Origin of the sequence: Brachybacterium sp. NBEC-018 (assembly GCF_024860185.1) — a bacterium.
GTDB classification, from domain to species: Bacteria; Actinomycetota; Actinomycetes; order Actinomycetales; family Dermabacteraceae; genus Brachybacterium; species Brachybacterium rhamnosum.
Map to the genome: position 1 here is coordinate 446,277 of NZ_CP100650.1, position 23,913 is coordinate 470,189.

Consider the following 23,913-nt stretch of genomic DNA (forward strand, 5'->3'; position numbering starts at 1 on the left):
GGTCTCAGCGGGCGAGGACCTGCTCGGCGCTCGTGCCGGGAAGGCTCACCGTGACGGGGGTGCCCCAGGGGTCGGTGAGGCGCACCGCGCGGCCGTCGTCGGCGAGCGGCAGGGCGGCGGCACGTGCCCGGGCGACGAGCGCGTCGAGGTCCTCGCGGCCGGGCACGGTGATGGCGACGTCGGCCAGTCCCAGGCTCGTGGCGCGCGGGCCGGCGCCGCGGCTGTTCCACGAGTTCATGGCGACGTGGTGGTGGTAGCCGCCCGCGGCGGCGAAGAGCGCGCCGGGGTGCGAGCCGACGGTGACCTCGAAGCCGAGCGCGTCGATGTAGAAGGCCCGCGCGGCCTGCACGTCCCCCACCTGCAGGTGCACGTGGCCCACGATCCCGGGCAGCGCGCCGGGCTCCCCGACGGTCGCCTCGGTGAGGTGCTGCTCGAGGTAGGCGTTCGGGTCGAGGTAGAGGGTGTCCATCGCGACCTGGCCGTCCGTCCAGGTCCACTCCTCGCGGGGCCGGTCGCGGTACAGCTCGATGCCGTTGCCCTCGGGGTCCGCGAAGTAGAAGGCCTCGGAGACGAGGTGGTCGCCGCTGCCCGCGAAGCGCGAGCGGGGGTCCTGGGCGGCGCGCAGGAGGGTGCCCGCGAGGGAGGCCTCGTCCTCGAAGAGGAAGGCCGTGTGGAACAGACCGGCCTCGCCGCGGCCGGGCACGGGCAGGCCGGGGGTGGAGACGAGCCGCACGAAGGGCACGTCGCCGCGTCCGAGCACACGGTGGATCTCGCCGCCGGTGCGGGCGGTCTCCTCGATCGGGGCGAGGGCGAGGGCGTCCGCGTAGTAGGAGCTCATGAGCTCGAGGTCGCCCACGCGGAGGGTGACGGCGTCCATCGCGAGATCGGCGGAGAGGTGCCGCTCATCGACGGGCGTGGCAGGGGTGGATGTCATGGGGATCGGTCCTTCCGGGGCGGTGCGTCGATGACCTCAGCATGCCCCGCTTTGGTTGACAGTTCAACCAAAAGCCCGATGGTGTGCCGCACCGGACAGCCCTGCCCTCAGCGGGCCGCGAGCTCCTGCGCCCGCGCGAGCACCTGCGACCGCAGGTCGCCGTCGGCCGCGACCCGGCGCACCACGTGCGCCATCGCGGCGGCCGCGTCGTCGAGCAGCCGGTAGCCCTCCGCCCCCGCGGACTGCGCCGCGAAGCCCGCCGTGTGCAGCGCCGCGTCCACGCCCGTGATGCCCACGAAGGGATGCAGGGAGGGCACGTGCTGGGACACGTTGCCCATGTCCGTCGAGGCGGCCATGACGCCCGTGGACCCCGCGAGCGGGCGGCCGCGCTCGACCATCGCCTCGTTCCACAGCCCGCCCAGCAGGTCGTCCTGCCGCAGCGGCTCGTAGAGCGGCTCGAGCGCCTCCACCTCGAGCGCGCAGCCGGTCGCGAGGGCACCCGCCCGCAGGCAGTCCAGCAGGGACTCGTGCAGGGCGTGGAACTCCTCGAGGTCCGGCGCCCGGCACTCGAGGTCCACGACCGCGGTCGCAGGGATGATGTTCGTGACCCCGGACTGCTGCGGCACGAGAGCCAGGCGCCGGCCGTCCTTCACCCTCTGGCGCAGCAGACCGGCCGCGACCTGGGCGATCACAGCCGCATCGTTCGCGTTGACGCCCTCGGAGGGGTTCGCGGCGGCGTGCGCGCCGCGGCCCGTGTAGGTCGCGCGCCAGCGGCCCACGGCCTGGCTCGTCGAGCCCACCGGGTCGTAGGTGTCGGTGTGCGGCGTCGGATGGGTCATGAGGGCGAGATGCACGCCCGCGAAGACGCCGCGCTCGATGAGCAGCTGCTTGCCGCCGCCGTGCTCCTCCGCCGGGGTGCCGATCACCTGCACCGTGAGGTCCAGGGACGGATCCGCGGCGAGCGCGTCCGCGAGCAGCAGGGCCGCCCCCACGGAGGCGCCCGCGATGAGGTGGTGGCCGCAGCCGTGGCCGATCCCGGGCAGGGCGTCGTACTCCACGCACAGCGCGGCGACGAGGGAGCCGGAGCCCCGGCTCGCGCGCAGCGCGGTGGGCAGCTCCCCCACGCCCCGCTCGACCGCGAAGCCCTCCGCTTCGAGCAGGGCGGCGACCCGCTGGGCGGAGCGGTGCTCCTCGAAGGCGAGCTCGGGATCCGCGTGCAGCTCCCGGGCGAGCGCGTGGACCCGCTCGCGGCGGTCCCCCTCGAGCAGCGGCAGGCTCATGCGCTCTCCTCCCCCGAGCGCAGCAGCGGCGGCTGCAGCGTGGTGCCCCTCCCCGCGCGGTACAGGCGCGCGGGCCGGCCGCCCGTCGGCGCGGCGAAGCGGTCGAGCTCCTCGACGAAGCCCGGCGTGCGGGTCGCCTTGCGGTGGAAATTCCCGGCGTCGAGGCCGCTCCCCCACACGGCCTCGTAGACGCCGCGCAGCTGGGTGACGGTGAACTCCGCGGGCAGGAAGGTCACGGCGAGCGTCGAGTACTCGAGCTTCGCGCGGGCCCGCTCGAGCGCGCAGTCGAGCACCTCGCGGTGGTCGAAGCCGAGCTCCACGCCCGCGAGCTCCTCGACGGCCCACCAGCGGGCGTCGGCGACGTCGGCCCCGCGGCGCGGGGCGGGGAGATCCGCGCCGAGCGCCATGAAGGCCACGGAGACCACGCGCCCGCGCGGGTCGCGGCCCGGGGCGCCGAAGGTGCGCAGCTGCTCGACGTGCACCGACTCCTCGCCGATCATCGCCTCGTTCTCGAGCACCCGGTAGGCGGACTGGTCGAGGTCCTCGCGCTCCCCCACGGGCCCGCCGGGCAGCGCCCACGTGCCCGCGAAGGGCTCCTCCCCGCGCTGCACGAGCGCGACGCTGAGCCGCCCCTCGTGCAGGGTGAGGATGACGAGGTCGACGGCGACGCCGACCCCGCTGCCCGGCGCTGCGGAGGTGTCCATGGGCGCCACCCTATGGCGCCGGGGTCAGCGCGCAGGAATCGCCGGCACCTGGTGGGACGCGCCCGCCCCGGCGAGGGCCCCGCGCTCGCGCACGGCGGCGCGCAGGGCGACGAACAGGGAGACGAGGCCGACGGTCAGCAGCAGGTGCCCGAGGCCCGCGATCCCGGGGATCGCGGCGCTCGTCGTCGCCGGGTCGTGGCCGCCGAGCGTGAGCAGCCCGCGCACGGCCTGCATCGCGACCGTCACCACGAGGCCGACGTTGTAGGTCCACCAGAACACGGTGAAGGAGCGGCGGCCGGAGAGGCCCAGGACCGCGTCGAGCGCGAGGACCACCAGGAACACGATCATGCCGAGGGTCAGCAGGTGCGTGTGCAGGGCGTTCAGCGGGGTGTGGCTGAGCAGGGCGTCGGTGTGCTTCGTGAACTCGCGGTAGAAGAGCCCCGAGGCGAGGCCGAGGACGAGGTAGGTCAGGGCGGTGTGCAGGGATCGCGTCATGCCCTCGATCCTGCTCGTGCGCCCGGCCCGGCGGATCAACCCTTCGATGGATCGCTCAGGCGCCCGCGGGGGCGACCGCGGAGGCGCCGCCGCGGGTCGCCGCGAGGTGCCAGATCCACAGGGCCGTGCCGCCCGCGGCGAAGAGCAGCGACGCCGTGCCCACCGCGAGCAGGCTCGTGCTCACGATCGGCATGATCACCCCCGCGAGCAGCGCGTTCAGCACGAGGGAGAAGAAGGTGCCGAGCGAGGCGGCCGCCCCGCGCTCGTGGGGGAACAGGTCGAGCACCTCGAGCTGGATCGGCGCGAAGACGAGCGAGACGGCGAAGGCGAGCAGCATCGGGCCCGCGACGAGCGGGATCAGGGCCGGGGAGATCGTCCCGTCGGGCGCCGGGGACACCGCGACCAGCAGCAGGTTCACGAGCGCCGCGAGGATCGCGGCGACGTACCCGATCGTGATCAGCCGGGGCCGGGGCACGACCGCCGCCGCCCGGCCCACCACCCACGAGCCGCTCATCATGCCGATGATCAGCGGCACGAAGAGCACCCAGAAGTCCTGCTCGCCGAGGCCCAGCAGGCGGTCCACGATGATCGAGGCACCCGCGATGAACAGGAACTGCGCGGCGAAGCCGAGGGCGGAGGCCGAGGCGATCCGCAGCATGACCGGGCTGCGGCCCACGTGCACGAGCGACCCCAGCAGGGAGCGCAGGCGCAGCGGGGTGCGCTGGTCCCGCGGCAGGGTCTCCGGCAGCAGCGCCGTCAGCACGAGCGTGACCACGCCGTACAGGCCCACCCCCGCGAACACCCACCGCCAGTCGCCGAGCAGCAGCAGCCAGCCGCCGAGGATCGGCGCGAGCGCCGGGGCGACGGAGAAGATCATCATGACGCGGGCCATGAGCCGCTGCGCCTCGGGACCCGCGAACATGTCGCGGATGACGACGCGGGAGACGATCGTCGCGGCGCCCGCGCTCATGCCCTGCAGCACCCGCAGCGCGACGAGACCGCCGAGGCCCGGGGCGAGGATCGAGCCGAACATGCCGATGAGGTAGATGACGAGCCCGCCGATCATCACCGGCTTGCGACCCAGGGCGTCGGAGAGCGGTCCGTGCAGGATCGACATGACCGCGAAGGCCGCGAGGTAGGCGGAGACCAGCTGCTGGAGCCCCACCTCGCTCGCGCCGAACTCCGTCCCGATCCGCCCGAAGGCCGGGAACACGGTGTCGATCGTGAAGGGCCCGATCATGGCCAGGGTCGCGAGGGTGAGGGTGATGCGGGCGCTGGCCCGGGACGGGGCGGGAGTCGAGGTCACCGGCATGATCCTATCGGCGTAGGCTCGTCGGAGACCTCGTCCCGGCACCGCACGGCAACCGCTTCCACCGCGGGCCGGGACCCGCGAGGATGTCCCACCCACTCCCCCGTCCACGCGCCGCGCCGTCGCGGCAGGAGGCAGCACAGATGACCCAGCGCGCCCGCCGCATCGGCCTCGTCGGATACGGCGACGTCTCCGTCGTCCACGTGGACGCGATCGCCGCGATCGACGGCCTCGAGCTCGTCGCCGTCGCCGACGCCGACCCCGCCGCCCGGGAGCGCGCCGCGACCGCCCTCGGCGTGCCCGTCCACGACTCCGTCGAGGCGATGCTCGACGCCGAGCGGCTCGACGCGATCCACGTGACCACCCCGCACCACGAGCACGTGGGCCCGAGCCTCGCGGCGATCGCCCGCGGCGTCCACGTGCTCCAGGAGAAGCCCGTCGCCCACACCCTCGCCGAGGCCGAGCGGCTCGTCGCGGGCCTCGCCGCCGCCCCCGCACGGGCCGACGGCGGCGCCGGCGCCCCGCACGTCGCGATCTGCTTCCAGAACCGCTACAACCGGGCCAGCCAGGAGCTGCGACGGCTGCTCACGAGCGGCGAGCTGGGCGCCGTGCAGGGCGCCTACGCCTCCGTCGTGTGGACCCGCACCGCCGAGTACTACGCCGCGAAGCCGTGGCGCGGCCGCCGGGAGACCTCCGGCGGCGGCCTCCTCATCAACCAGGCGATCCACACCCTCGACCTCGTGCAGTGGCTGCTGGGTCCCGTCGAGCGCACCGAGGGCCTCGTCTCGCAGCGGAAGTTCGCGGGCGTGACCGAGGTCGAGGACACCGCCGAGCTGCTCCTGCACCACGAGGGCGGCGCCACGACGACCTTCTTCGCGACGCTCACCGCGCCCGTCGCCCGGCCCGTCGAGCTGGAGGTGGCGACGGAGAACGCCTACCTCGAGCTGCGCTCCGGCGCGGGCGGCGGCCTCACGGTGCGCTGGGCCGACGGCCGCGTCGACACCTTCTCCGACCGGGTCGCGACCGCGGGCGGCCGCTCCTACTGGGGCGTCTCCCACGAGGAGCTCATCGCGGACTTCTACGCGACCCTCGACGGGGCCGAGCCGTTCTGGATCGGCCCCGAGGAGGGCATCGCGAGCCTGCGCATCCTCAAGGACGCCTACGCGATCAGCGGGTTCTGATCCCGACCAGCTCGTCCATCTGCTCGAGCTCGACGTTCTTGGTCTCGGGGACGGCGACGAGGACGAAGCCGACCGAGACGAGCGCGACGACCGCGTAGAGGATGTAGGTCGCGCCGATCGACCACGCGGCGAGCACGGGGAAGGTGAGGGTGACGGCGAAGTTCGACGCCCACTCGACCCCTCCCGCCACCGAGGTCGCGGCGCCCCGCAGGCGGTTGGGGAACATCTCGCCGATGAGCACCCACATGATCGGCCCCCAGGTCCCCGCATAGGCGAACACATACAGGCACAGCGCCACGAGCGCCAGCACCCCGCGGACGGGGCTCGAGGCGAGGTCCGGGGCGAGGCCGCCGCCGTCCTGGGCGACCTGCGGGGCGGTGAGCATGACGATCGCGGTGACCACGAGCGCGGCGAACATCGACACCGAGCCCCACAGCAGCAGCGGCCGGCGCCCGACCCGGTCCACCAGCAGCATGCCGACGACGATGGCCAGGATCTTCACGGCCGTGAGCACGAGCGTCTGCTGCAGGGCGTCCTCCTCGCCGAACCCGAGGGTCGAGAAGATCGTCGTCGCGTAGTAGAAGGCCGCGTTGATCCCGACCAGCTGCTGCAGGGCGGCGAGCCCGATCCCGATCCAGACGATGCGCTGGAGGTTCGTCCCGGCGGGGGTGAGCAGGGAGCGGAAGCCGCCGCCGCCCTGATCGCCGAGCGAGCGGGCGATCTCCTCGACGCGCTCGTCCACGCCGTCCTCCCCCACGGTCCGCACGAGGACCGCACGGGCCTCCTCGAGGCGACCGCGCGCGATGAGGAAGCGCGGGGACTCCGGCGTCGTGACCGAGGCGACGAGGTAGATCAGGCCGCCGAGGGCGACCGAGAGGAACGCCCACTGCCACACCTCGAGATCGAGCCCCAGGAAGGAGAGGACGGAGGTCGACAGCGGCGCGTCCCCCTCCGGCGCCGGAGCGGCCGCGAGCATCGCGTCCCCCAGCAGGCCGCAGACGAAGAGCCCCACGATCAGCATGAACTGGCGCAGGGAGACGAGCATGCCCCGCATCGACGCGGGAGACGTCTCGGCGACGTAGGCGGGGGCGATCGTCATCGCGGCCCCCATCGCCATCCCGGAGAAGAGCCGCCAGAACAGGAACGCCAGGATCGACCCGCCGACGAAGGCGGTGCCCACCGAGGAGACGATGAACAGCAGCGCGGCGATCACCATGATCGCGCGCCGGCCCACCCGGTCCGACAGGCGCCCCGCGAGGAACGCCCCGAGCACGGCGCTGAGGACGCCGAAGGCGATCGCGAAGCCGAGCATCCCGGCGCTCGCGCCGGTGTGGAAGACCAGGGCGTTCTTGACCACGTTGAGGGCCATCGCGTCCCAGCCGAACATGAGGCCGGAGATCGACGCGGCGAGCGCGACCCCGAGCGCACGGCGCCGTGCGGCGCGGGGGACGGCGGGCGCCCCCTCACGCGAAGGGGAGGCGAGGGGTGCGCGGGGCGAGCGGGTCATGGGATCGTGCCCTTCCTGATCGGCAGGGGGCTCAGGGGTGCCCTGAGCTCCTCGGCGACGAGGCTGCGCGCGAACGGGATGTGCGTCGGCGCCGCGCGGGGGCGGGCGCCGTCGGCGACCCCGTCGTGGACAGGGGCCACGTTAGGGCCGCGGTTTTCTTCCCGCGAGAGGGCGCAGAAAAAAGGTGCCGACGTGCTCCGGATCACGTCGACACCTCCCCTCCCGCCTCAGCCGAGCGGCGTGCGCGGTCCGCTGAGCAGGACCACCTCGGTGTCGAGGTCCTGGGAGCGGCGCATCGTGCCGCGGAACCAGGTGACGGTCGCGCGGCCCGGGTCCCCGGGGATCGCGACGGGGCGCAGGTTGTCCCCCGCGGACTCCGCGGTGACGGGGTTCCACGTGATCGTGGCGCCCCCGTCGGCCGTGCGACCGTGGAAGATCTCGTGCACGCCGAGCGCCCGGCCGTCCCGCGGGTCCGTCTCGAGCGAGGCCCAGAGCGCGTCGAGGTCATCGGGGTCGATCGCGCCGAGTCCCGTGTAGTCCTCCTCGTGCGGCATGAGCTGCGGCCCGGCGACGGCGATCTCGTGCACCTCCCACGTGCTCGCCCCGGGCGCGAGCTCGGCGCGGAAGAGCCGGTGGTCGATCGCGGGGACCTCGTGGGCGGGGGCGTCCCAGGCGTGGCGGGCGGTGTCCGTGCCGAGGGCGTCGTCCGCCCGGGCGGTGAACAGGGCGACGAGGCGGCCGTCGGCCCCGCGCCGCAGGTCCGTGGTCCACGCATGGGTCATGACGGACCCGCCCCAGGTGCTGCCGCTCGTGAACAGGGGCGTGAGGTCCTCCGCGCGCGGGGTCACGTCCTCGATGCCGCGGCCCAGGGCGGAGACGACCGTGCCGTCCGCCCGGTGCAGGGAGCCGCCCGCGAGGTAGCCGTGCCAGATCGAGGTCGCGTAGTCGCGCGGGTGGTGCTCGGTGATGATCAGGTCGATGCGGTCGTCGGTGCCGTGGTGGGTGCCGGACGCGTAGCGGGCGTAGCCGTTGACGTAGCCGATCTTGGGCCGCGTGAGCAGGCGCCCGCCGAACTCCCAGGTGCTGCCGTCGTCGTCGGAGACGAGGTAGCAGGGGTCGTCGTTCACGGCGCGCACGAAGCAGTACAGGCGGCCGTCGAGGGGGTGCACGTTCTGGTAGGTGACGCCGCGGCCGGGGGTGTGCGGCGGCGCGGGCTCGGTCGCGCCGAACAGCGGGGTCCACGAGTACACCTGCTCGGGACCCCACTCCCCGGCCGGGTCCGCGGTCCCGCTGATGCGCCAGCGGGTGAGCTCGTCGGTCTTGTGGCGGGAGTAGACCGCGAGCCAGCGGCCGTCGGCCCGGCGCCACAGGGCCGGGTCGTCGTGGTCGTCGGACTCGAGGCCCGCGTGGAGCACGATGCGTGAGGAGGTGCCGTCCTCGCGGGCGACGATCAGCTCGACGTCCCCGCCCCGCGCGTCGCCGTCCGTCCCGCCGGCGGAGGCGACGGCGCCGATGACGACGGTGCCGGTCGCGGGATCGGCGAGGGAGCGCTCGTCCTGGAACCAGCACCACGAACCGTTGTCGTCGACGACGCGGATGTCAGGGGCGGGGGCTGGCGCGGTGCTGGGGGCGGCGTCGGCGGTGACGCGCTGCTCGGTGCTCATGGGTCCATCCTCCCCCAGCGGAATGCGCTTGCCAAGGCCTGCGCGCGGGCGATCCGCACTCCAGCACGGACCGCCCCAGCCGCCCGCCTCCCACCGCGCCCCATCCGCAAGCCGCCCCCCGCGCCCATCCCTAGATGGTCCGATTCCGTTCCAGACCGGGCTCGGATCTGGAACGGAATCGGACCATCGCCGGGGGCGGCCGTGGTAGGCGGGCGCGGCGGCTGTGGCGGGCGGGCTGCGGCGAGGGGTGGGCTGGCAGCCCGCGCTCAGCCCCAGCCCTCGGTGCGCTCCTTGAGCGCGCGGTAGGCGTCCAGCACCTCGGGCGTGGCCTCCGCCTCGAGGGTGCGCGCGCCGCCGAGCTCCCAGACGGGCGGCTCGTCGGTCTCGGCGAGGGCCCAGGCGGCCTGGCGGGCCGCGCCGAGGGCGACGTACTCGCCGTCGGGGGCGAGGGTGACGGGGCGGCCCAGCACGGCGGGGGCGAGCTCCTGCACGGCGCGGCTGCGGGCGCCGCCGCCGATGAGGGTGACGCGCGCCGGGGAGACCCCGGTGACCTGCTCGAGCGCGGCGACGCCGTCGGCCAGGGAGCACAGGAGCGCCTCGACGTAGGCGCGGGCGAGGTCCTCGCGGGTGGTCGAGGTGGTGAGGCCGGTGAGGGTGCCGCGCGCGTCGGGGCGGTTCGGGGTGCGCTCGCCCTCGAGGTAGGGCAGGAGGCTCACGCCGTGGGCGCCGGGCACGGAGGCGAGGGCCAGGGCGGAGAGCTGCTCGTGGGTGACGCCGAGCAGCGCGCGGCCCGCCTCGAGGATGCGGGAGGCGTTGATCGTCGTGGTCATGGGGAGGAAGCGGCCGGTCGCGTCGGCGAAGCCGGTGACGGTGCCGGAGGGGTCGTCCGGGCGCACGTCGCTCACCATCGCGCACACGCCGGAGGTGCCGATCGAGATCGACACGTCCCCCGGCTGCTGCCCGAGCCCCAGAGCGGCGCCCATGTTGTCGCCGGTGCCCGCGGCGATGACCGCGCCGCCGGCGGTGCGGGCCATGGCCTCCTGCGGCGCACCGGGGAGGCGCGGCAGGTCGAGGGAGCGCCCGATCGCGGCCTCGGCGAGCTCGGGCCGCCAGGCCTCGGCGGCGGTCGAGTAGTAGCCGGTGCCCGAGGCGTCGCCGCGGTCGGTGAAGGGCTCCGTGCCCGGCGCCGCGAGGTGCAGGGACACGTAGTCGTGCGGGAGCAGCACGGAGCGGGCGCGCTCGGCCGCCTCGGGCTCCTCGTCGCGCACCCAGCGCAGCTTGCTCGAGGTGAAGGAGGCGACGAGCAGGCTGCCGAGCTCGCCGACGCTCGCCCCCGCCCCGCCCTGCTCCTCGATCAGGGCCGCGGCCTGCGGGGCGGAGCGGGTGTCGTTCCACAGCAGCGCCGGGCGCACCACCTCGCCCGCCCCGTCCAGCAGCACCATGCCGTGCTGCTGGCCGCCCACGGCGACGGCCTCGGCCCGCTCGAGCAGCGGCCCGGCCGCCTCGTCCACCGCCGCGAGCCAGGCCCGCGGGTCCACCTCGGTGCCGTCCGGGTGGGCGGCGCGGCGCTCCTCGACGACCTCGCCGGTGGCGGCGTCGACGAGCAGGGCCTTGGTGGACTGGGTGGACGAGTCGATGCCGAGCACGAGCGTCATGAGCGGGAGCCTTTCACGGAGCGGGCGAGGTGGTGAGGCTCAGGCGCGGAAGCCGAGCAGGTGCTGCATGGCGAGCTGCTGGAGGCGCACGAAGCCGAAGTTGCGCTCCCCGGCCTTGTCCGCGTCGAACTCCTCGAAGGTCGAGCGGTCCGCGAGGAGGTCCTCGAGGGTCTCGCCCTCGGCGATCGTGGGCTGCGCGAGCTCGTCGATGCCGGAGTAGGTCAGGGCCTCCTGCACCTCGGGGTCCTGGCGGAACGCGAGGGCGCGCTCCTTGAGCATCAGGTACATCTCCATGTTCGCGGCGGCCGCGTCGTACTGGCCCTTCTCGTGCTCGGTGCGCGAGGGCTTGTAGTCGAAGTGGCGGGCGCCGTCGTAGGCGCCGGGCTTGGACGGGAAGCCGTTCTCGAGCAGGTCGACGGTGAAGAAGGCGCTGATGAGGTCGCCGTGGCCGAACACGAGGTCCTGGTCGTACATGGGGCCGTGCTGGCCGTTGAGATCGATGTGGAAGAGCTTCTCGCTCCACAGCGCCTGGGCGAGGCCGTGCGTGTAGTTCAGGGTGGCCATCTGCTCGTGGCCGGTCTCGGGGTTGATGCCGACGATGTCGCCGTGCTCGAGCTGCTCGATGAAGGCGAGGGCGTGGCCGACGGTGGGCAGGAAGATGTTGCCGCGGGGCTCGTTGGGCTTGGGCTCGAGGCCGATGCGCAGGTCGTAGCCCTTGTCCTTGATGTAGCCGGCGACGGTGTCGAGGCCCTCGCGGTAGCGCTCGAGGGCGGCGAAGAGGTCCTTGGAGCCGTCGTACTCGGCGCCCTCGCGGCCGCCCCACATGACGAAGGTGCTCGCGCCGAGCTCGGCGGCGAGGTCGACGTTCGCGAGGACCTTGCGCAGGCCGAAGCGGCGCACGGAGCGGTCGTTCGAGGTGAAGGCGCCGTCCTTGAAGACGGGGTGGGCGAAGGTGTCGGTGGTGACCATCTCGATCTCGAGGCCGGTCTCCGTGGTGACGGACTTGAGCTGGTCGATGATCTTCTGGCGCTCGGCGGGGGTGGCGTCGAAGGGGACGACGTCGTTGTCGTGGAAGGTGAAGCCCCAGGCGCCGAGATCGGCGAGCTTGCGGATGTGGGCGCTGAGCTCGAGGGCGGGGCGGGTGGCGAGGCCGAACTGGTCGCGGGCCTCCCAGCCGGTGGTCCAGAGGCCGAAGGAGAAGCGGTCCTCGCGGGTGGGGGTGGGTGCGGTCACGGTGTGCTCCTGGGGTGATGTCGGCGGTGACGGGTTCGCTTAGTAAGTTTCCATTACTAACCGCGAAATGGCAAGCTGACCCCCACGATCCCCACCCCGACCCGAGGACAGGACGGCCCGGCATGCAGTCCACCCACCTGCGCGAGCACAACCTCTCCGCCGTGCTCCGCGCCCTGCAGGCCGCCGGCGAGCCCACCTCCCGCGCGGGCCTCGCCTCCCTCACGCGGCTCACCAAGCCCACCGTCTCCAAGCTCGTCGAGGAGCTCATCGGGGCGGGGCTCATCAGCGAGGGCGACCCGATCTCCGCGGGAGCCGGGCGCCCCATGGTCCCGCTGCGACCCGCGTCCGGGACGCTGCTCGCGATCGGCCTCGAGATCGCCGCGGACCACGTCTCCTGCCTCGGCGTCGACCTCACCGGCGGCGAGCTCTCCCGCCGCACCGCCTACGGCCGCGCCGCCTCCGCCGAGGAGGCGATCGCGCGCGCCGCGCAGCTCGTGCGCGAGGTCCGGGCCGACGCCCCCGACCTCCCCGTCGTCGGCGTCGTCGCCGCCGTGCCCGGCCGCATCTCCCCCGACGGTCGCCTCGTGCTCTCCGCCCCCAACCTCGACTGGGCCGACGTCCCCCTCGTCGAGGGACTGCGCACGCACCTCGCACCCGAGGCCGGTGACATCGTCGCCCTCAACGACAACCGCCTCTCCGTGCTCACCGAGATCGACCGTCGGCCCGGCGAGTCCTTCCTCTACGTGCGCGGCTCGACCGGCGTGGGCGGCGCCGTCGTCCTCGAGGGCTCCGTGCTCGAGGGCACGCACGGCTGGGCCGGCGAGCTCGGCCACACCGTCGTCGAGCCGGGCGGCCTCACCTGCCGCTGCGGCCGCCGCGGCTGCCTCGAGGCGTACATCTCGTACCACGCCCTCGTCGAGCAGGCCGGCCTGGGCCCCGAGGTGCGGATCGAGGACCTCGTCGACGAGCTCTCCCGCTCCTCGAGCCGCGCCGAGGTGATCGGCGTGATCGGCCGCTCCCTGGGCCTCGCGATCGCGAACGCCCTGAACGTCCTGGACCTCTCGACCGTCGTGCTCTCCGGCTACCTCGCGCCGATCGCGGAGGAGATCACCCCCGTGGTGCGCGAGACCGTCACCGCCCACGCCCTCGCGGCGGAGGCCGGGCCGATCTCCATCGAGCGCTCCGACACGACCCCCGACCCCGCCCTGCGCGGCGCCGCGCGGGCCGCCCTCCAGCCCGTCTTCGACGCCCCCGGCGCGTGGATCTCCCGCGCCGCGACCCCCGCCGGGAGGACCGCATGATCACCCGCACCGCACCCGCCGCCCGCTGGCTCGAGGCGCTCCCCCTCGGCAACGGCCGGATCGGCGCGATGGCCTGGGGCGACCCCGCCGCCGCCCGCTTCGGGCTGAACGAGTCGACCCTGTGGTCCGGCACGCCCGGCGTGGACCTGCCGCACCGCACCGGGGCCGACGTCGCCGCCGCCGCGCGCGCCGAGTCGCGACGGCTCTGGGAGGCCGGGGACGTGCCCGGCGCGGAGCGGGCCCTCGGCGCCCTCGGCGCGAGCTGGAGCCAGGCCTACCAGCCCGTCGGCGACCTGCACGTCGAGGTCCCGGGCGCGGTCCCCGGCCCCCGGGAGCTCGATCTCGACGCGCGCCTGCACCGGGTGCGCACCGCGGGTGGGGACCACCTGAGCGCCGTGAGCGCGGCCGACGAGGTGCTCGTGCACGCGGTGCCGCTCGCCGCGGGCGACGTGCTGCGGGTGCGCCTGGAGTCCCCGCAGCACGAGGAGCACCGGGTCGAGCGGGAGGACGGTCTCGACGTCATCCTGCGCGTCCCCTCCGACGCCCCTCCCGGCCATGCCCCCGGCGCCCCGGCCCTCGTCTGGGGCGAGGACGCCTCCCGGGCCGCCGTCGCCGTCCGCTGGCGGCGCGAGGGCGAGCGCGCGCTGCTCGTGTGCGCGATCGCCACGAGCTGGCGGGGCCTCGGCGAGCGCCCCGACCGGCCCGCCGCGGAGGTGCTCGCCGAGGCCGCGGCCACGGCGGAGGCCGCCCTCGCGCGGGGTGAGGAGGAGCTGCTGGCCCGCCACGCCTCCACGCCGGGCGAGGACGGGTTCTCCCTCCGCCTCCCGGGCGCGGCGCTGCTCGAGGAGGTCGTCGGCTACGGCCGCTACCTGCTCGGCGCGTGCTCGCGGCCCGGCCTGCCGCCCGCGAACCTCCAGGGGCTGTGGAACGCCGAGGTGCGCGCCCCCTGGTCCTCGAACTACACGACCAACATCAACCTCGAGATGAACCACTGGGCGGCGGGCACCGCGCACGTCCCCGCGGCCGCGGCGGCCCTCGAGGAGTACACGGCCCTGCTGCGGCGCACCGGCCGCGACACCGCGCGCCGGATCTACGGCGCGGCCGGCTGGGCCGTGCACCACAACAGCGACCCGTGGGGCTACTCCGATCCCGTGGACGGCGACGCCCGCTGGGCGATCTGGCCGATGGGCGGGCTGTGGCTCGAGCTGCAGCTCGACGACCTCGCCCGCTTCTCCGGCCTGCCCGCCGCCGAGGTCGCCGCGCAGCGCCTCCCTGCCCTGCGCGAGGCCGCCGCCTTCGCCCTGGACCTGCTGCACCCCGCCGACGGCGACCGTCTCGTCACCGTGCCCTCGACCTCCCCGGAGAACCAGTGGCGCACGCCGGACGGGGTCCAGGTCGCGCTCACCGAGGGCTCCGGCATGGACCGCTGGCTCGTGCGCGGCGTGCTCTCCTCCCTGCTCGCGGCCGCCGAGGTCACGGGGGCAGCGGAGGACGACCTGCTCGCGCGGGCGCGCGCCGCCCTCCCCCGCGTCGACGGGCCGCGCATCGGCCCCGACGGCCGCCTCCTGGAGTGGCACACGGACCTCGAGGAGCCCGAGCCGCACCACCGGCACGTCTCCCACCTCGCGCCCGTCTACCCCGGCACCGAGGCGCTCGCCCCGGGCATCGAGGAGGCCGCGACCGCCTCCCTGCTCGCCCGGGGTGACGAGGCGACCGGCTGGTCCCTCGCCTGGAAGGCCTGCCTGTGGGCGCGCCTGCACCGCCCGGACAAGGTCGAGGACCTGCTCACGCTGTTCGTGCGCCCCGCGGAGACCGCCGACGGGGAGCGCTCGGGCCTGTACCCGAACCTGTTCTCCGCCCATCCGCCCTTCCAGATGGACGCGAACTTCGGGATCGTCGCCGCCGTCGCCGAGTGCCTGCTGCAGAGCCACCGCGGCGAGATCGAGCTGCTGCCCGCCGTCCCGCCGCTGCTCGCGAACGGCTCCGTGCGCGGGCTGCGCGCCCGGCCCGGCGTCGCCGTGGACCTCGACTGGGCAGGCGGCGAGCCCACCCGCCTCGTGCTGCGCGCGCTCGGCGCGGGCGCCGCGGGCGAGCACCGGGTGAGCTGGGGCGACCGCACGCTCACCGTCGACCTCCCCGCCGACGGCACCCCGGTCGAGCCCGACCTCGTGGGACCATGAGGCCCATGGCCACCATGACGGACATCGCCCGCGAGGCCGGGGTGTCCCTGAGCACCGTGAGCTACGCGCTGAGCGGCAAGCGCACGATCTCCGCCTCCACGCGCGAGCGGATCGAGGCGGCGATCGCGCGGCTCGAGTACCACCCCGCCGCGAGCGCCCGCGCCCTCGCGAAGGGCCGCACCTCCCTGCTGGGCGTCGCCGTGCCCCGCCACGAGGACGTCGACGACCACGTGATCATGGAGTTCGTGGGCTCGATCCTCGAGGCCGCGCACGAGGCGGACGACGACGTCCTGCTCGTCGCCGCGGAGGACCACGCCCGCACCCTCAAGGTCGTCGAGGAGGGCAAGGTCGACGCCCTCGTCGTCATGGACCTCGTCGAGGACGACCCGCGCCTGCCGGCCCTCGCGAGGCTGCACCGGCCCGTGGTGCTCATCGGCTACCCGCAGGACCCCGCCGGGATCGCCTGCGTGGACTTCGACTTCCTCTCCGGGGCGATGCTCGCCGTGCGCGAGCTGTCCCTGCGCGGCGCACGCCGGATCGCGCTGCTCACCCCGCACCGCGACCCCGCGGGACCGGTCCCCACCTACGCCCGCCGCGCGGGCCTCGGCTTCGAGATGGGCTGCCGGGAGCTGGGCCTGCCGGCGCCGCGCCTCGAGGTGGACGCGGAACCGGAGGCGATCGCCGCGCTCGTGGCCGAGCACCTGAGCGGGCCCGATGCGGTGGACGCGCTCGTGGTGCACCACGAGCGGGCGCTCCCGCACCTCACCCGGGCGCTCGCCGCCGCGGGCGTGGACGTGCCCGGGGCGCTGCAGCTCGTCGCGATCGCCCCGGACGACGTCGCCGCCGCCGGGGCCCACTCCTCGATCGAGCTGCCGATCCCGGCGATCGGCCGCACGGCGGTGACGATGGCCCTCGAGCTCGTCGAGGATCCGTCGGCACCGCCGCACTCCCGCCTGCTGAGCCCCACCTTCGTGCCCCGGGAGACCACCCGGGACCGCTAGGGGTCAGCCGAACTGCTCCGCGACGTCCTTGCGAGCCGCGTCCTGCTCCTTCGCGTTCGCCATGTCGACGTCGAGCACCTTCTGGTAGCCGAGACCCTCCGCGGTCGAGGTGAGGTCCTCGAGCAGGGCGTCGAAGTCCTCCTCGCTGCCGGCGAAGGCCATCTTCCAGGAGCTCTGGACGATCGCGGCCTTGACCTGGTTGCGGATCGTCTCGATCTCCGAGGAGTCCTGCGGGGCGACGTAGCTCGCGCCGGGGGCGACGGCGAGCTGGTCGTTGGCGACGAGGTACTCCATGGTCGTCGCGGCGCCGCCCATGCGGGCCGCCCAGTCCTCGGTGAGCGGGTTCGCGACGCTCTCCTGGTAGGTCTCCCACATCTTGTAGTTGTAGGGGTAGCCGGTGTCGGGGTCCTCGTCGCTGCCGAGCACGGTGGTGGTGTTCAGCCAGGAGACGCCGTCGGCGTAGGCGCCGCCGCCCCATTCGGCGGGGAGGTCCGCGCCGTCGCCCAGCAGCGCCTTCCGCCCGAGCTCCGTGAGCTCGGGCTTCTTGTCCCCGTTGAGCTCCCAGGTGAGCCCCTGCGGTCCCGCGGCGCCCATGGTCTGGCTCGAGTTCGCGTAGACGCCGGCCGGCGAGTAGAGCCAGTCGATGAAGGCGGCGGAGCGCTGCGGGTCATCGCCCTGCGAGCCGACGGCGAAGACCTGCTCGGCCCCGTAGATCGAGGCGCCGTAGGAGAAGATCCTCTGGTCCGCGAGCGGGGCGAGCATGAAGCCCTTGCCCTCGGCGACGTGCGCCTCGGTGTTGAAGGCGGCCTGCCCCTGCCAGGGCCAGAAGGAGAACAGCACGTTCCCGGACTGCATCTTCGAGTAGAGGGTGTCGTAGTTCTGGGTCGTCGAGTCGGGGTCGACGAGGCCCTTCCGGTTGAGGTCGAAGAACCAGCGCAGGGTGCGCACGTAGAGGCCGTCGGGGTCGATGATCGACTGGAAGTCGGAGCCGTCCGCGGCGGCGAGCACGAAGCCGACCTCGTCGTAGCCGTAGTAGCAGCAGGGCTGCTTGGCGTTGTTCATGAAGTTGCCGTCCCAGTCCTTGAAGAGCGACAGGGCGTAGACCTTCTTGCCGTTCTCGGTGGTGGGCTGCGCCTTCTGCATCTCCTCGAGCACGGGGGTGAGGTCCTCGAGGGTGCCGATCTCGGGGTAGCCGATCTCCTTGTAGACGTCCCAGCGCAGGAAGGGGCCGAAGGTGGGGTCGATGCCCTCGCTGGGCTCGGTGGGCTTGAGGGAGGAGACCTGCGTGGGGATCGCGTAGATCCCGTCCTTGCCCTCGTTGACCTTCTGGATCGCGGTGTCGAAGCGGGCGGCGCTGGTCATGTGCTCGTAGTACGGGGTGAGGTCCGTGAGCAGGCCGCCCTCGATGAGCTCGTCGAGCTTCTGGCCGACGTCGGTCACGACCACGTCGCCCAGGTCGCCGGCGGCGACGCGCGTGTTGTAGAGCGTGTCCCCGCCGCCCGCGACGTTCGGGGCGATGACGTTGAGGGTGAGCGCGAAGTCCTTCTCGACGAGGTGCCCGAACCAGCCGGGCTGCTCGCCCATCTGGTTGGCGAGGCCGTCGAAGACGTCGATCGTGAGCGCCTCGTCCCAGCTCTCGGGGAAGGGGCCGGAGTCCGCGGCGGCGTCGCCGTCGCTCGAGCAGCCGCTGAGGCCCAGGCCCAGCAGCGTGAGGCTCAGCCCTCCGCCGATCAGCGAGCGGCGGGAGGGGCGGTGCGGGGTGAGGGTGGAGCCGGTCATGTCGTGTCCTTTCACGGGGGCGGCGGGGTCAGCCCTTGACCGCGCCGAGCATGATGCCCTTGACGAAGTAGCGCTGGAACAGCGGGTAGACGAAGAGGATGGGGAGCACGACGACGACCGCGACGGTGGTGCGGATCGAGGTGGCCGTCTGCGAGGTGGCGGCGGAGGCGATCCCGGAGAGGTCCCCGCCCGACTGCTGGGCGGCCTGCGCGAGGGAGTCCGCCTGGTTGATGTACATGTAGAGCAGGAACTGGAGCGTGTAGAGGCTCTGGTCGGTGATGTACAGCAGGGTGTCCTGGAAGCTGTTCCACTGCGTGACCGCGCTGAAGATCGCCACCGTGGCGAGGATCGGGGTCATGTTGGGCAGGTAGATCCGGAAGAACACCGAGAGGATCCCGGCGCCGTCCATCTCCGCCGCCTCCTGCAGCTCGCGGGGCATGGCCTCCACGAAGGTCTTCACGAGGATGATGTTGAAGGGCTGCACGACGAGCGGGAGGATGTAGACCCAGAAGCTGTTGGTCAGGCCCAGGGTCTTCATGATGATGAAGACGGGGATGAGGCCCGCGTTGAAGTACATCGTGATGACGACGGCGCGGTACCAGAAGGACCGCTTCCACAGCCGGGGCTGGGTGAACATGAAGCCGAGGTACGCGGAGGCGAGCACGGTCGCGGCGGTGCCGATCACGGTGCGCGCGAAGGAGACGAGCGCGGCCTGCGGGAGGCCCTGGAGGTCGAGCACCTGGCCGTAGTTGTCGAGGTGGAGACCGCGCGGGAGCCAGCGGATGTCGCCGAGCGCGGAGAGGTCGTTCGCGCTGATCGAGTTGATGATCAGGTAGTAGAACGGGTAGCCGCAGACGAGGGCGAACAGCGCGAAGAGCGTGCAGTTCACGATCGCGAAGGGGACATGGCCCCGCTCGCGGGTCAGGGATGCAGTGGTCATCTCGGCCTCCTCAGACCAGCGAGGTCCCGCGCACGCGCTTGGACAGGGCGTTCACCGACAGCAGGAGCACCACCGAGATCACGCTCTTGAGCATGGAGATCGCCGTGGCCAGGGACAGGTTGTTGCCCGTCATGCCGATGTTGTAGACGTACAGGTCGAGCACCTGGATGTGCTCGCGGTTGAAGGCGTTCTGGAAGACGTAGAACTGCTCCATGCCGTTGTTGAGGATGTTCGCGATGGAGAGCATCAGCAGCACGAAGAAGGTGGGCATCAGCTGGGGCACGGTGATGTGCCACATCGTCTGGAAGCGGCCGGCGCCGTCGACCTTCGCGGACTCGTACAGGGACTGGTCGATGCCGGCGATCGCGGCGAGGTAGAGGATCGCGCCCCAGCCCACGGTCTTCCAGATCCCCCAGAGCGCCATCTTGAGCCAGATGTGCTGGTCGCTGTCGAGGAACTTGAGCGGCTCGTCGATGAGGCCGAGGTTCTCGAGGGTCCCGTTGACCATGCCGGTCGTCGAGAACATCGAGAAGGCGATCATGTAGACGAGCACCCAGGAGATGAAGTTCGGCAGGGTGGTGAGGGTCTGCACGAGGTTCTTGAACCAGGTCGCGCGGATCTCGTTGAGGAAGACCGCGAAGGCGAGCGGCAGCACGGAGGCCGCGATCCCGAGGAAGCTCATGGCGAGGGTGTTGGCCATGACCTGGAGGATCTGCTGGACCTGGGTGGGCGAGCCCACGAGCATCCGGAACCACTGCAGGCCCACGAACTCGCTGCCGCCGAGGCCGCGAGCGGGGCGGTAGTCGTACAGCGAGTAGATCCAGCCGTAGAGCGGGAAGTAGCTGAAGAGGAAGACGAGCACCAGGAACGGCACGATCGTCAGGAAGAGCCCGAAGGACTGGCGGCGGTGCGAGGGCTGCGCGCCCCGACGAGCGCGACGCCGCGGGCGTCCCTCGACCTCGGAGGCGACGACGGCCTCGACCTGCACGGGGGCGGCCATCACCGCTCCCCTCCCGGGCTCGTGCTCACTGCGTCCACTCCACACTCCCTCGTGGGTCGGTTAGTTCGGGTCGGACACTAAACGCTTCGACAGGACTCCGTCAAGAGAATCGCCGAAGCGCTTCGATACCAGGCCCGGGGAGACGGCGAAGCGTCGGGGGGAGCTCAGACGAGGGCGCCCAGGCGGCGGTAGGAGGCGCGCAGGAGCAGGGCCGCGAGGTAGCCGCCCGCGCTCGCCCCGATCGTCAGCAGCAGCCAGCCCGCGCCGGGGACCACGAGCGCGAGCGCGATCGTCCCGACGGGGATCAGCACGAGGCCCGCGGTGCGCAGCGGCTCCGCGCCGGGCAGCAGCAGGGCGTTGCGCAGGGTGGCCCGCACGGGCTCGTCGACGGCGGCGACGAGGGCCAGCCCATGCAGCAGCGCGCCCAGCAGGTAGAGCGCCAGGAGCACCGCCACCAGCGTCCCTGCCAGGGACAACGCTCCTCCGACGGTGAACCAGAAGCGTGCCGCGAAGAGCAGCGCGAGGACGGGCAGCCCGAGGGCCAGGTGCACCGCGGTCGCCCGCACGAGGTTCGCGCGCAGGGCGCGCAGGAAGTCGGCGAGCGGCCGGCCGCGCTCGTGGTCCGCGTAGCGCAGCATCACCTCGAGCAGGGCGCTCGTCGCGGCCCCCGCGGTCACGAGCGGCACGCAGGCGAGGAGGTAGAGCAGGTTCAGTGCGACCATCACGGCGAAGGCGCCGATCCCCTGGACCGTGCGCCCCTCGAGGTCGATGGCCATGACCGCTCCGTCCTGCGGCACCACCCTGGCGCCCGCCCCTCGAGGGTACCCGTCGCGACCGCCGCGCGACAGAGGACTTGACGTGCGGGAGTCGAAGCGATTCGATTGCTCCTGACCCCACCCCTCCCGCACGGATGCGCGAGGATCCCCCGATGAAGGACGCCATGCCCCTCGCCGCCCCCGCCCCGCTCGACCCCCACGACCGTCGCCGGCTCGACTGGGCGCGCGGGATCGTCGGCGAGCTCACGACCGAGGAGAAGGTCGCCCTCCTGCACCAGTACGCCCCGGCCGTGCCGCGGCTCGGGATCGGCCCCTTCGTCACCGGCACCGAGGGCGTGCACGGGCTCGCCTGGCGCGGTCCCGCCACCCAGTTCCCGCAGCCCGTCGGCCTCGCCGCGACCTGGGACCCCGAGCTGCTGCGTCGCGCCGCCGCCGTGGTCGCCGAGGAGGTGCGCGAGCTGCGCGCCGGAGACCCGTCCGTGAGCCTCACCGTGTGGGCGCCGGTCGTGAACCTGCTGCGCCACCCCCTCTGGGGCCGCACCGAGGAGGCCTACACCGAGGACCCGCTGCTGAACGCGGAGCTCGGCACCGCCTTCTCGCGCGGGCTGCGCGGGGACGGTCCCACCTGGCGCACCGTGCCCACGCTCAAGCACTTCCTCGCCTACTCCAACGAGACCGACCGCTGCGCCACGAGCTCCGACCTGCCCCCGCGGGTGCTGCACGAGCTCGAGCTGCCGGGGTTCCTGGCCCCGCTCGCGGCGGGCGCGGCCGGCTCCGTGATGCTCTCCTACAACCTCGTGGACGGCCGCCCCGCGCACCTCAGCGACCTCGTCGACTCCGCCCTGCGCGCGGCCCTCCCCGATCCCGACCTGCTCTTCGTGGTCTCCGACGCGGGCGCGCCCGGCAACCTCTTCCGCAGCCAGAAGGTGGTCCCGGACGCCGCCCACGCCTACGCCGCGATGCTCCGCGCCGGGGTGGACTCCTTCACCGACAACGACACCGACCCCACCGAGACGGTCACGGCCGTGCACGCGGCGCTCGCGGCGGGCCTCGTGGAGGAGGCCCATGTGGACCGTGCCGTGGTGCGCCAGCTCGTGGCCCGCGCCCGCACCGGCGAGTTCGCCGCCCTCCTCGGGGAGGACGCGGATCCTGCGGCCCCTGCCCCGGGCGTCCCCGCGGACCGCGCCGGGCGCCGTGCCCTCGCCCGGGAGGCCGCGACCCGCGGCGCCGTGCTGCTCGCCCACCGCGATCCCCGCGCGCTCCCGCTGCCGCCGGGACCGCTCGCCGTGCTCGGCGCGCAGGCCGGGACGGTGCTCGGCGACTGGTACAGCGGCGACCTCATCGACCCCGTCCCGCTCTCCCGCGCGCTCGCCGCGCGCCGGGAGGACGTGCGCGTCGCCGACGGCCTCGACGTGGTCGCCCTCGAGGTCACCGGGGACGGGCCCGTGCTCCGCGCCGCGGACGGCTCCCTGCACGTGGACCGCCCCGCGCACCGCCCTGCCGCCTCCGAGCCCGAGCGGCTCGTGCTCACGGATCTCGGGGAGGGCGTGCTCACCCTCCGCTCGCAGGTCACCGGGCTGCTCGTCGCCCCGGACGACCGCGGCCGACTGCGGCCGCGCTCCGCCCGTGTGGGCGGCTGGGTGGTGCAGGAGACCTTCGCCCGCGAGGCCCTCCCGGGCGCGGAGGGCGAGCACCGCCTGCGCCATCGCGGCAGCGGCCGCCTCGTCGGGATCGAGCACCACACCGGGGACCTCGTGCTCCTTCCCGTCGGCACCGAGGCCGGCGCCGCGCACCTCACGGCCAACGTGCTCGGCAGCGGCGGAGCCGCCGTGGAGGAGGCGACGCGCGGCGCGGCCGCCGCGGTGCTCGTGCTCGGCAACGAGCCGCACGTCCACGGCCGCGAGACGGAGGACCGCCCGCACCTGCGCCTGCCCGAGGGGGACCGCGCGGCCCTGCGCGCCCTCGTCGCCCTGCCCGCCGAGGTCGCGACCGTCCTCGTCATCACCTCCTCCTATCCCTACGACCTCGAGGGGCTCGAGGAGCAGGTGGGCGCCGTCGTGTGGTCCGCCCACGCCGGTGAGGCGGAGGGCGAGGCGCTCGCGGACCTCCTCACCGGTGCTCGCGACTTCTCCGGCCGGCTCGCCCAGACCTGGCCCACGAGCGCACCCCTGCCCTCGGTGCTCGACTACGACACCATCGGCACCTCCATGACCTACCGGTACGGGCAGGAGGCCCGCTTCGGCTTCGGCCACGGGCTCGCGCTCGACGCCTGCGACTGGCACGGCATCGACGCCCGCTGGGACGGGGACGAGATCGCGGTGCACGTCGAGGTCACCGCCCCCGCCGAGCGCCGCACGGGCGGCCCGCTGCACGAGGTCGTCCAGGTCTACGCCGACGTCCCCGCCTCCTCCTTCTCCCGCCGCTGCCACGAGGTGCCCGTGACGCGCCTCGTCGGCAGCGCCGCCGTGGAGGTCCCGGCCTCCGGCGCGGCGACGGTCGCGCTGCGGATCCCCGCGCGGCGCCTCGCCCTCCACGCCCCGGACCTCGAGGCGTGGGAGCTGCCGGACGGTCCCGTCACCGTGCGGATCGCCCGCTCCGCCGCCCGCACCGCGGAGGCGTTCACGCTCCCGGCGCCGCCGTCGGCCCCGCCGGAGGCCGCGACCGGGGACCTCGTCCCCGCCCACCGGGCGGAGGAGGTGCACGGCCTGCTCCGCTCCCCCGCGAGCCTGCTCGAGGGGACCGTGCTGCGCGCGGCCACCGCCGCGGGCGGCACCGCCGCCTTCGTGCTCCCCGCCGGGGCCGTCGTGGCCGCCGTCGGGACCGAGGGCGAGGGCGAGGCCGTGCTGCTCGAGGGCCCGCTCCCCCACACCGTCGTCGCCGACGGCGACCGCCCCACCGGCACCGTCCGCGTGCGCCTGACCGGCCGGGCCGCCCTCACCGGCCTGCGCCTCACCACCGACTGACCACCACTGCT

18 protein-coding genes are annotated in these 23,913 nt (G+C 73.8%); 5 read left to right on the top strand and 13 right to left on the bottom strand.

The genetic code is table 11. The features are described from left to right. Nucleotides 1-4: 4 nt before the first annotated feature. From NLU66_RS02060 to NLU66_RS02080, 5 genes are all read right to left on the bottom strand, one after another. Nucleotides 5-934, bottom strand: a complete 930-nt coding sequence (locus NLU66_RS02060) for a VOC family protein (RefSeq protein ID WP_259361295.1) — start codon at nucleotides 932-934, stop codon at nucleotides 5-7. Between the two features lie 107 nt (nucleotides 935-1,041). Further along, on the bottom strand, nucleotides 1,042-2,214 hold the full coding sequence (locus NLU66_RS02065) for a M20 family metallopeptidase (RefSeq protein WP_259361296.1): 1,173 nt from the start codon (nucleotides 2,212-2,214) through the stop codon (nucleotides 1,042-1,044). Continuing rightward, on the bottom strand, nucleotides 2,211-2,918 hold the full coding sequence (locus NLU66_RS02070; protein WP_259361297.1) for an NUDIX hydrolase: 708 nt from the start codon (nucleotides 2,916-2,918) through the stop codon (nucleotides 2,211-2,213). The genes NLU66_RS02065 and NLU66_RS02070 overlap by 4 nt, the downstream gene beginning before the upstream one ends. A gap of 24 nt (nucleotides 2,919-2,942) precedes the next feature. Beyond that, nucleotides 2,943-3,413 carry a DUF2871 domain-containing protein gene (locus tag NLU66_RS02075; protein ID WP_259361298.1) on the bottom strand — a complete coding sequence of 157 codons (471 nt, stop codon included), beginning with the start codon at nucleotides 3,411-3,413 and terminating at the stop codon, nucleotides 2,943-2,945. A gap of 55 nt (nucleotides 3,414-3,468) precedes the next feature. Next, nucleotides 3,469-4,725, bottom strand: coding sequence for an MFS transporter (locus NLU66_RS02080; protein WP_416232173.1), 1,257 nt, complete (start codon nucleotides 4,723-4,725; stop codon nucleotides 3,469-3,471). A 140-nt stretch (nucleotides 4,726-4,865) separates the two neighbouring features. Between NLU66_RS02080 and NLU66_RS02085 the strand changes: the two genes are divergently transcribed. Next, the gene (locus NLU66_RS02085) at nucleotides 4,866-5,903 is read left to right on the top strand and encodes a Gfo/Idh/MocA family protein (protein WP_259361300.1); all 1,038 of its coding nucleotides are present in this window, start codon (nucleotides 4,866-4,868) and stop codon (nucleotides 5,901-5,903) included. On the opposite strand, the gene NLU66_RS02090 is transcribed toward NLU66_RS02085, so the two are convergent. From NLU66_RS02090 to xylA, 4 genes are all read right to left on the bottom strand, one after another. Next, a complete protein-coding gene (locus tag NLU66_RS02090; protein ID WP_259361301.1) occupies nucleotides 5,890-7,410 on the bottom strand; it encodes a sugar porter family MFS transporter in 1,521 nt (506 codons plus the stop codon). The two genes, NLU66_RS02085 and NLU66_RS02090, sit on opposite strands and share 14 nt — an antisense overlap. A 227-nt stretch (nucleotides 7,411-7,637) precedes the next feature. After that, nucleotides 7,638-9,074 carry a hypothetical protein gene (locus NLU66_RS02095; RefSeq protein ID WP_259361302.1) on the bottom strand — a complete coding sequence of 479 codons (1,437 nt, stop codon included), beginning with the start codon at nucleotides 9,072-9,074 and terminating at the stop codon, nucleotides 7,638-7,640. 266 nt (nucleotides 9,075-9,340) lie between these two features. Continuing rightward, nucleotides 9,341-10,729, bottom strand: coding sequence for a xylulokinase (xylB, locus tag NLU66_RS02100; protein WP_259361303.1), 1,389 nt, complete (start codon nucleotides 10,727-10,729; stop codon nucleotides 9,341-9,343). 39 nt (nucleotides 10,730-10,768) lie between these two features. After that, nucleotides 10,769-11,962, bottom strand: a complete 1,194-nt coding sequence (gene xylA, locus NLU66_RS02105) for a xylose isomerase (protein ID WP_259361304.1) — start codon at nucleotides 11,960-11,962, stop codon at nucleotides 10,769-10,771. A gap of 122 nt (nucleotides 11,963-12,084) precedes the next feature. Between xylA and NLU66_RS02110 the strand changes: the two genes are divergently transcribed. From NLU66_RS02110 to NLU66_RS02120, 3 genes are read left to right on the top strand one after another with little or no spacing between them, the layout of a single operon-like run. After that, nucleotides 12,085-13,263 carry an ROK family transcriptional regulator gene (locus tag NLU66_RS02110; RefSeq protein WP_259361305.1) on the top strand — a complete coding sequence of 393 codons (1,179 nt, stop codon included), beginning with the start codon at nucleotides 12,085-12,087 and terminating at the stop codon, nucleotides 13,261-13,263. After that, a complete protein-coding gene (locus tag NLU66_RS02115; RefSeq protein ID WP_259361306.1) occupies nucleotides 13,260-15,443 on the top strand; it encodes a glycoside hydrolase family 95 protein in 2,184 nt (727 codons plus the stop codon). The genes NLU66_RS02110 and NLU66_RS02115 overlap by 4 nt, the downstream gene beginning before the upstream one ends. Nucleotides 15,444-15,448: 5 nt before the next feature. Further along, entirely contained in the window at nucleotides 15,449-16,444 is a 996-nt protein-coding gene (locus tag NLU66_RS02120; protein ID WP_259361307.1) for a LacI family DNA-binding transcriptional regulator, read from the top strand. 3 nt (nucleotides 16,445-16,447) lie between these two features. Here the strand turns inward: NLU66_RS02120 and NLU66_RS02125 are convergent, their stop codons facing one another. The 4 genes from NLU66_RS02125 to NLU66_RS02140 all read right to left on the bottom strand — a co-directional run bounded on the left by NLU66_RS02125 (nucleotide 16,448) and on the right by NLU66_RS02140 (nucleotide 20,939). After that, nucleotides 16,448-18,223 (bottom strand): ABC transporter substrate-binding protein, encoded by a 1,776-nt coding sequence (locus tag NLU66_RS02125; protein ID WP_259361308.1) that lies wholly within the window; start codon nucleotides 18,221-18,223, stop codon nucleotides 16,448-16,450. Between the two features lie 28 nt (nucleotides 18,224-18,251). Next, complete coding sequence (locus NLU66_RS02130) at nucleotides 18,252-19,163, bottom strand: carbohydrate ABC transporter permease (protein ID WP_259361309.1); 912 nt, start codon at nucleotides 19,161-19,163, stop codon at nucleotides 18,252-18,254. A 10-nt stretch (nucleotides 19,164-19,173) separates the two neighbouring features. Further along, nucleotides 19,174-20,163 (bottom strand): ABC transporter permease, encoded by a 990-nt coding sequence (locus NLU66_RS02135; protein ID WP_259361310.1) that lies wholly within the window; start codon nucleotides 20,161-20,163, stop codon nucleotides 19,174-19,176. 164 nt (nucleotides 20,164-20,327) lie between these two features. Beyond that, a complete protein-coding gene (locus NLU66_RS02140) occupies nucleotides 20,328-20,939 on the bottom strand; it encodes a YesL family protein (RefSeq protein WP_259361311.1) in 612 nt (203 codons plus the stop codon). Nucleotides 20,940-21,091: 152 nt separating this feature from the next. Here NLU66_RS02140 and NLU66_RS02145 point away from each other — a divergent pair, with 152 nt between their 5' ends. After that, nucleotides 21,092-23,902 (top strand): glycoside hydrolase family 3 N-terminal domain-containing protein, encoded by a 2,811-nt coding sequence (locus tag NLU66_RS02145; RefSeq protein ID WP_259361312.1) that lies wholly within the window; start codon nucleotides 21,092-21,094, stop codon nucleotides 23,900-23,902. Nucleotides 23,903-23,913: the final 11 nt, after the last annotated feature.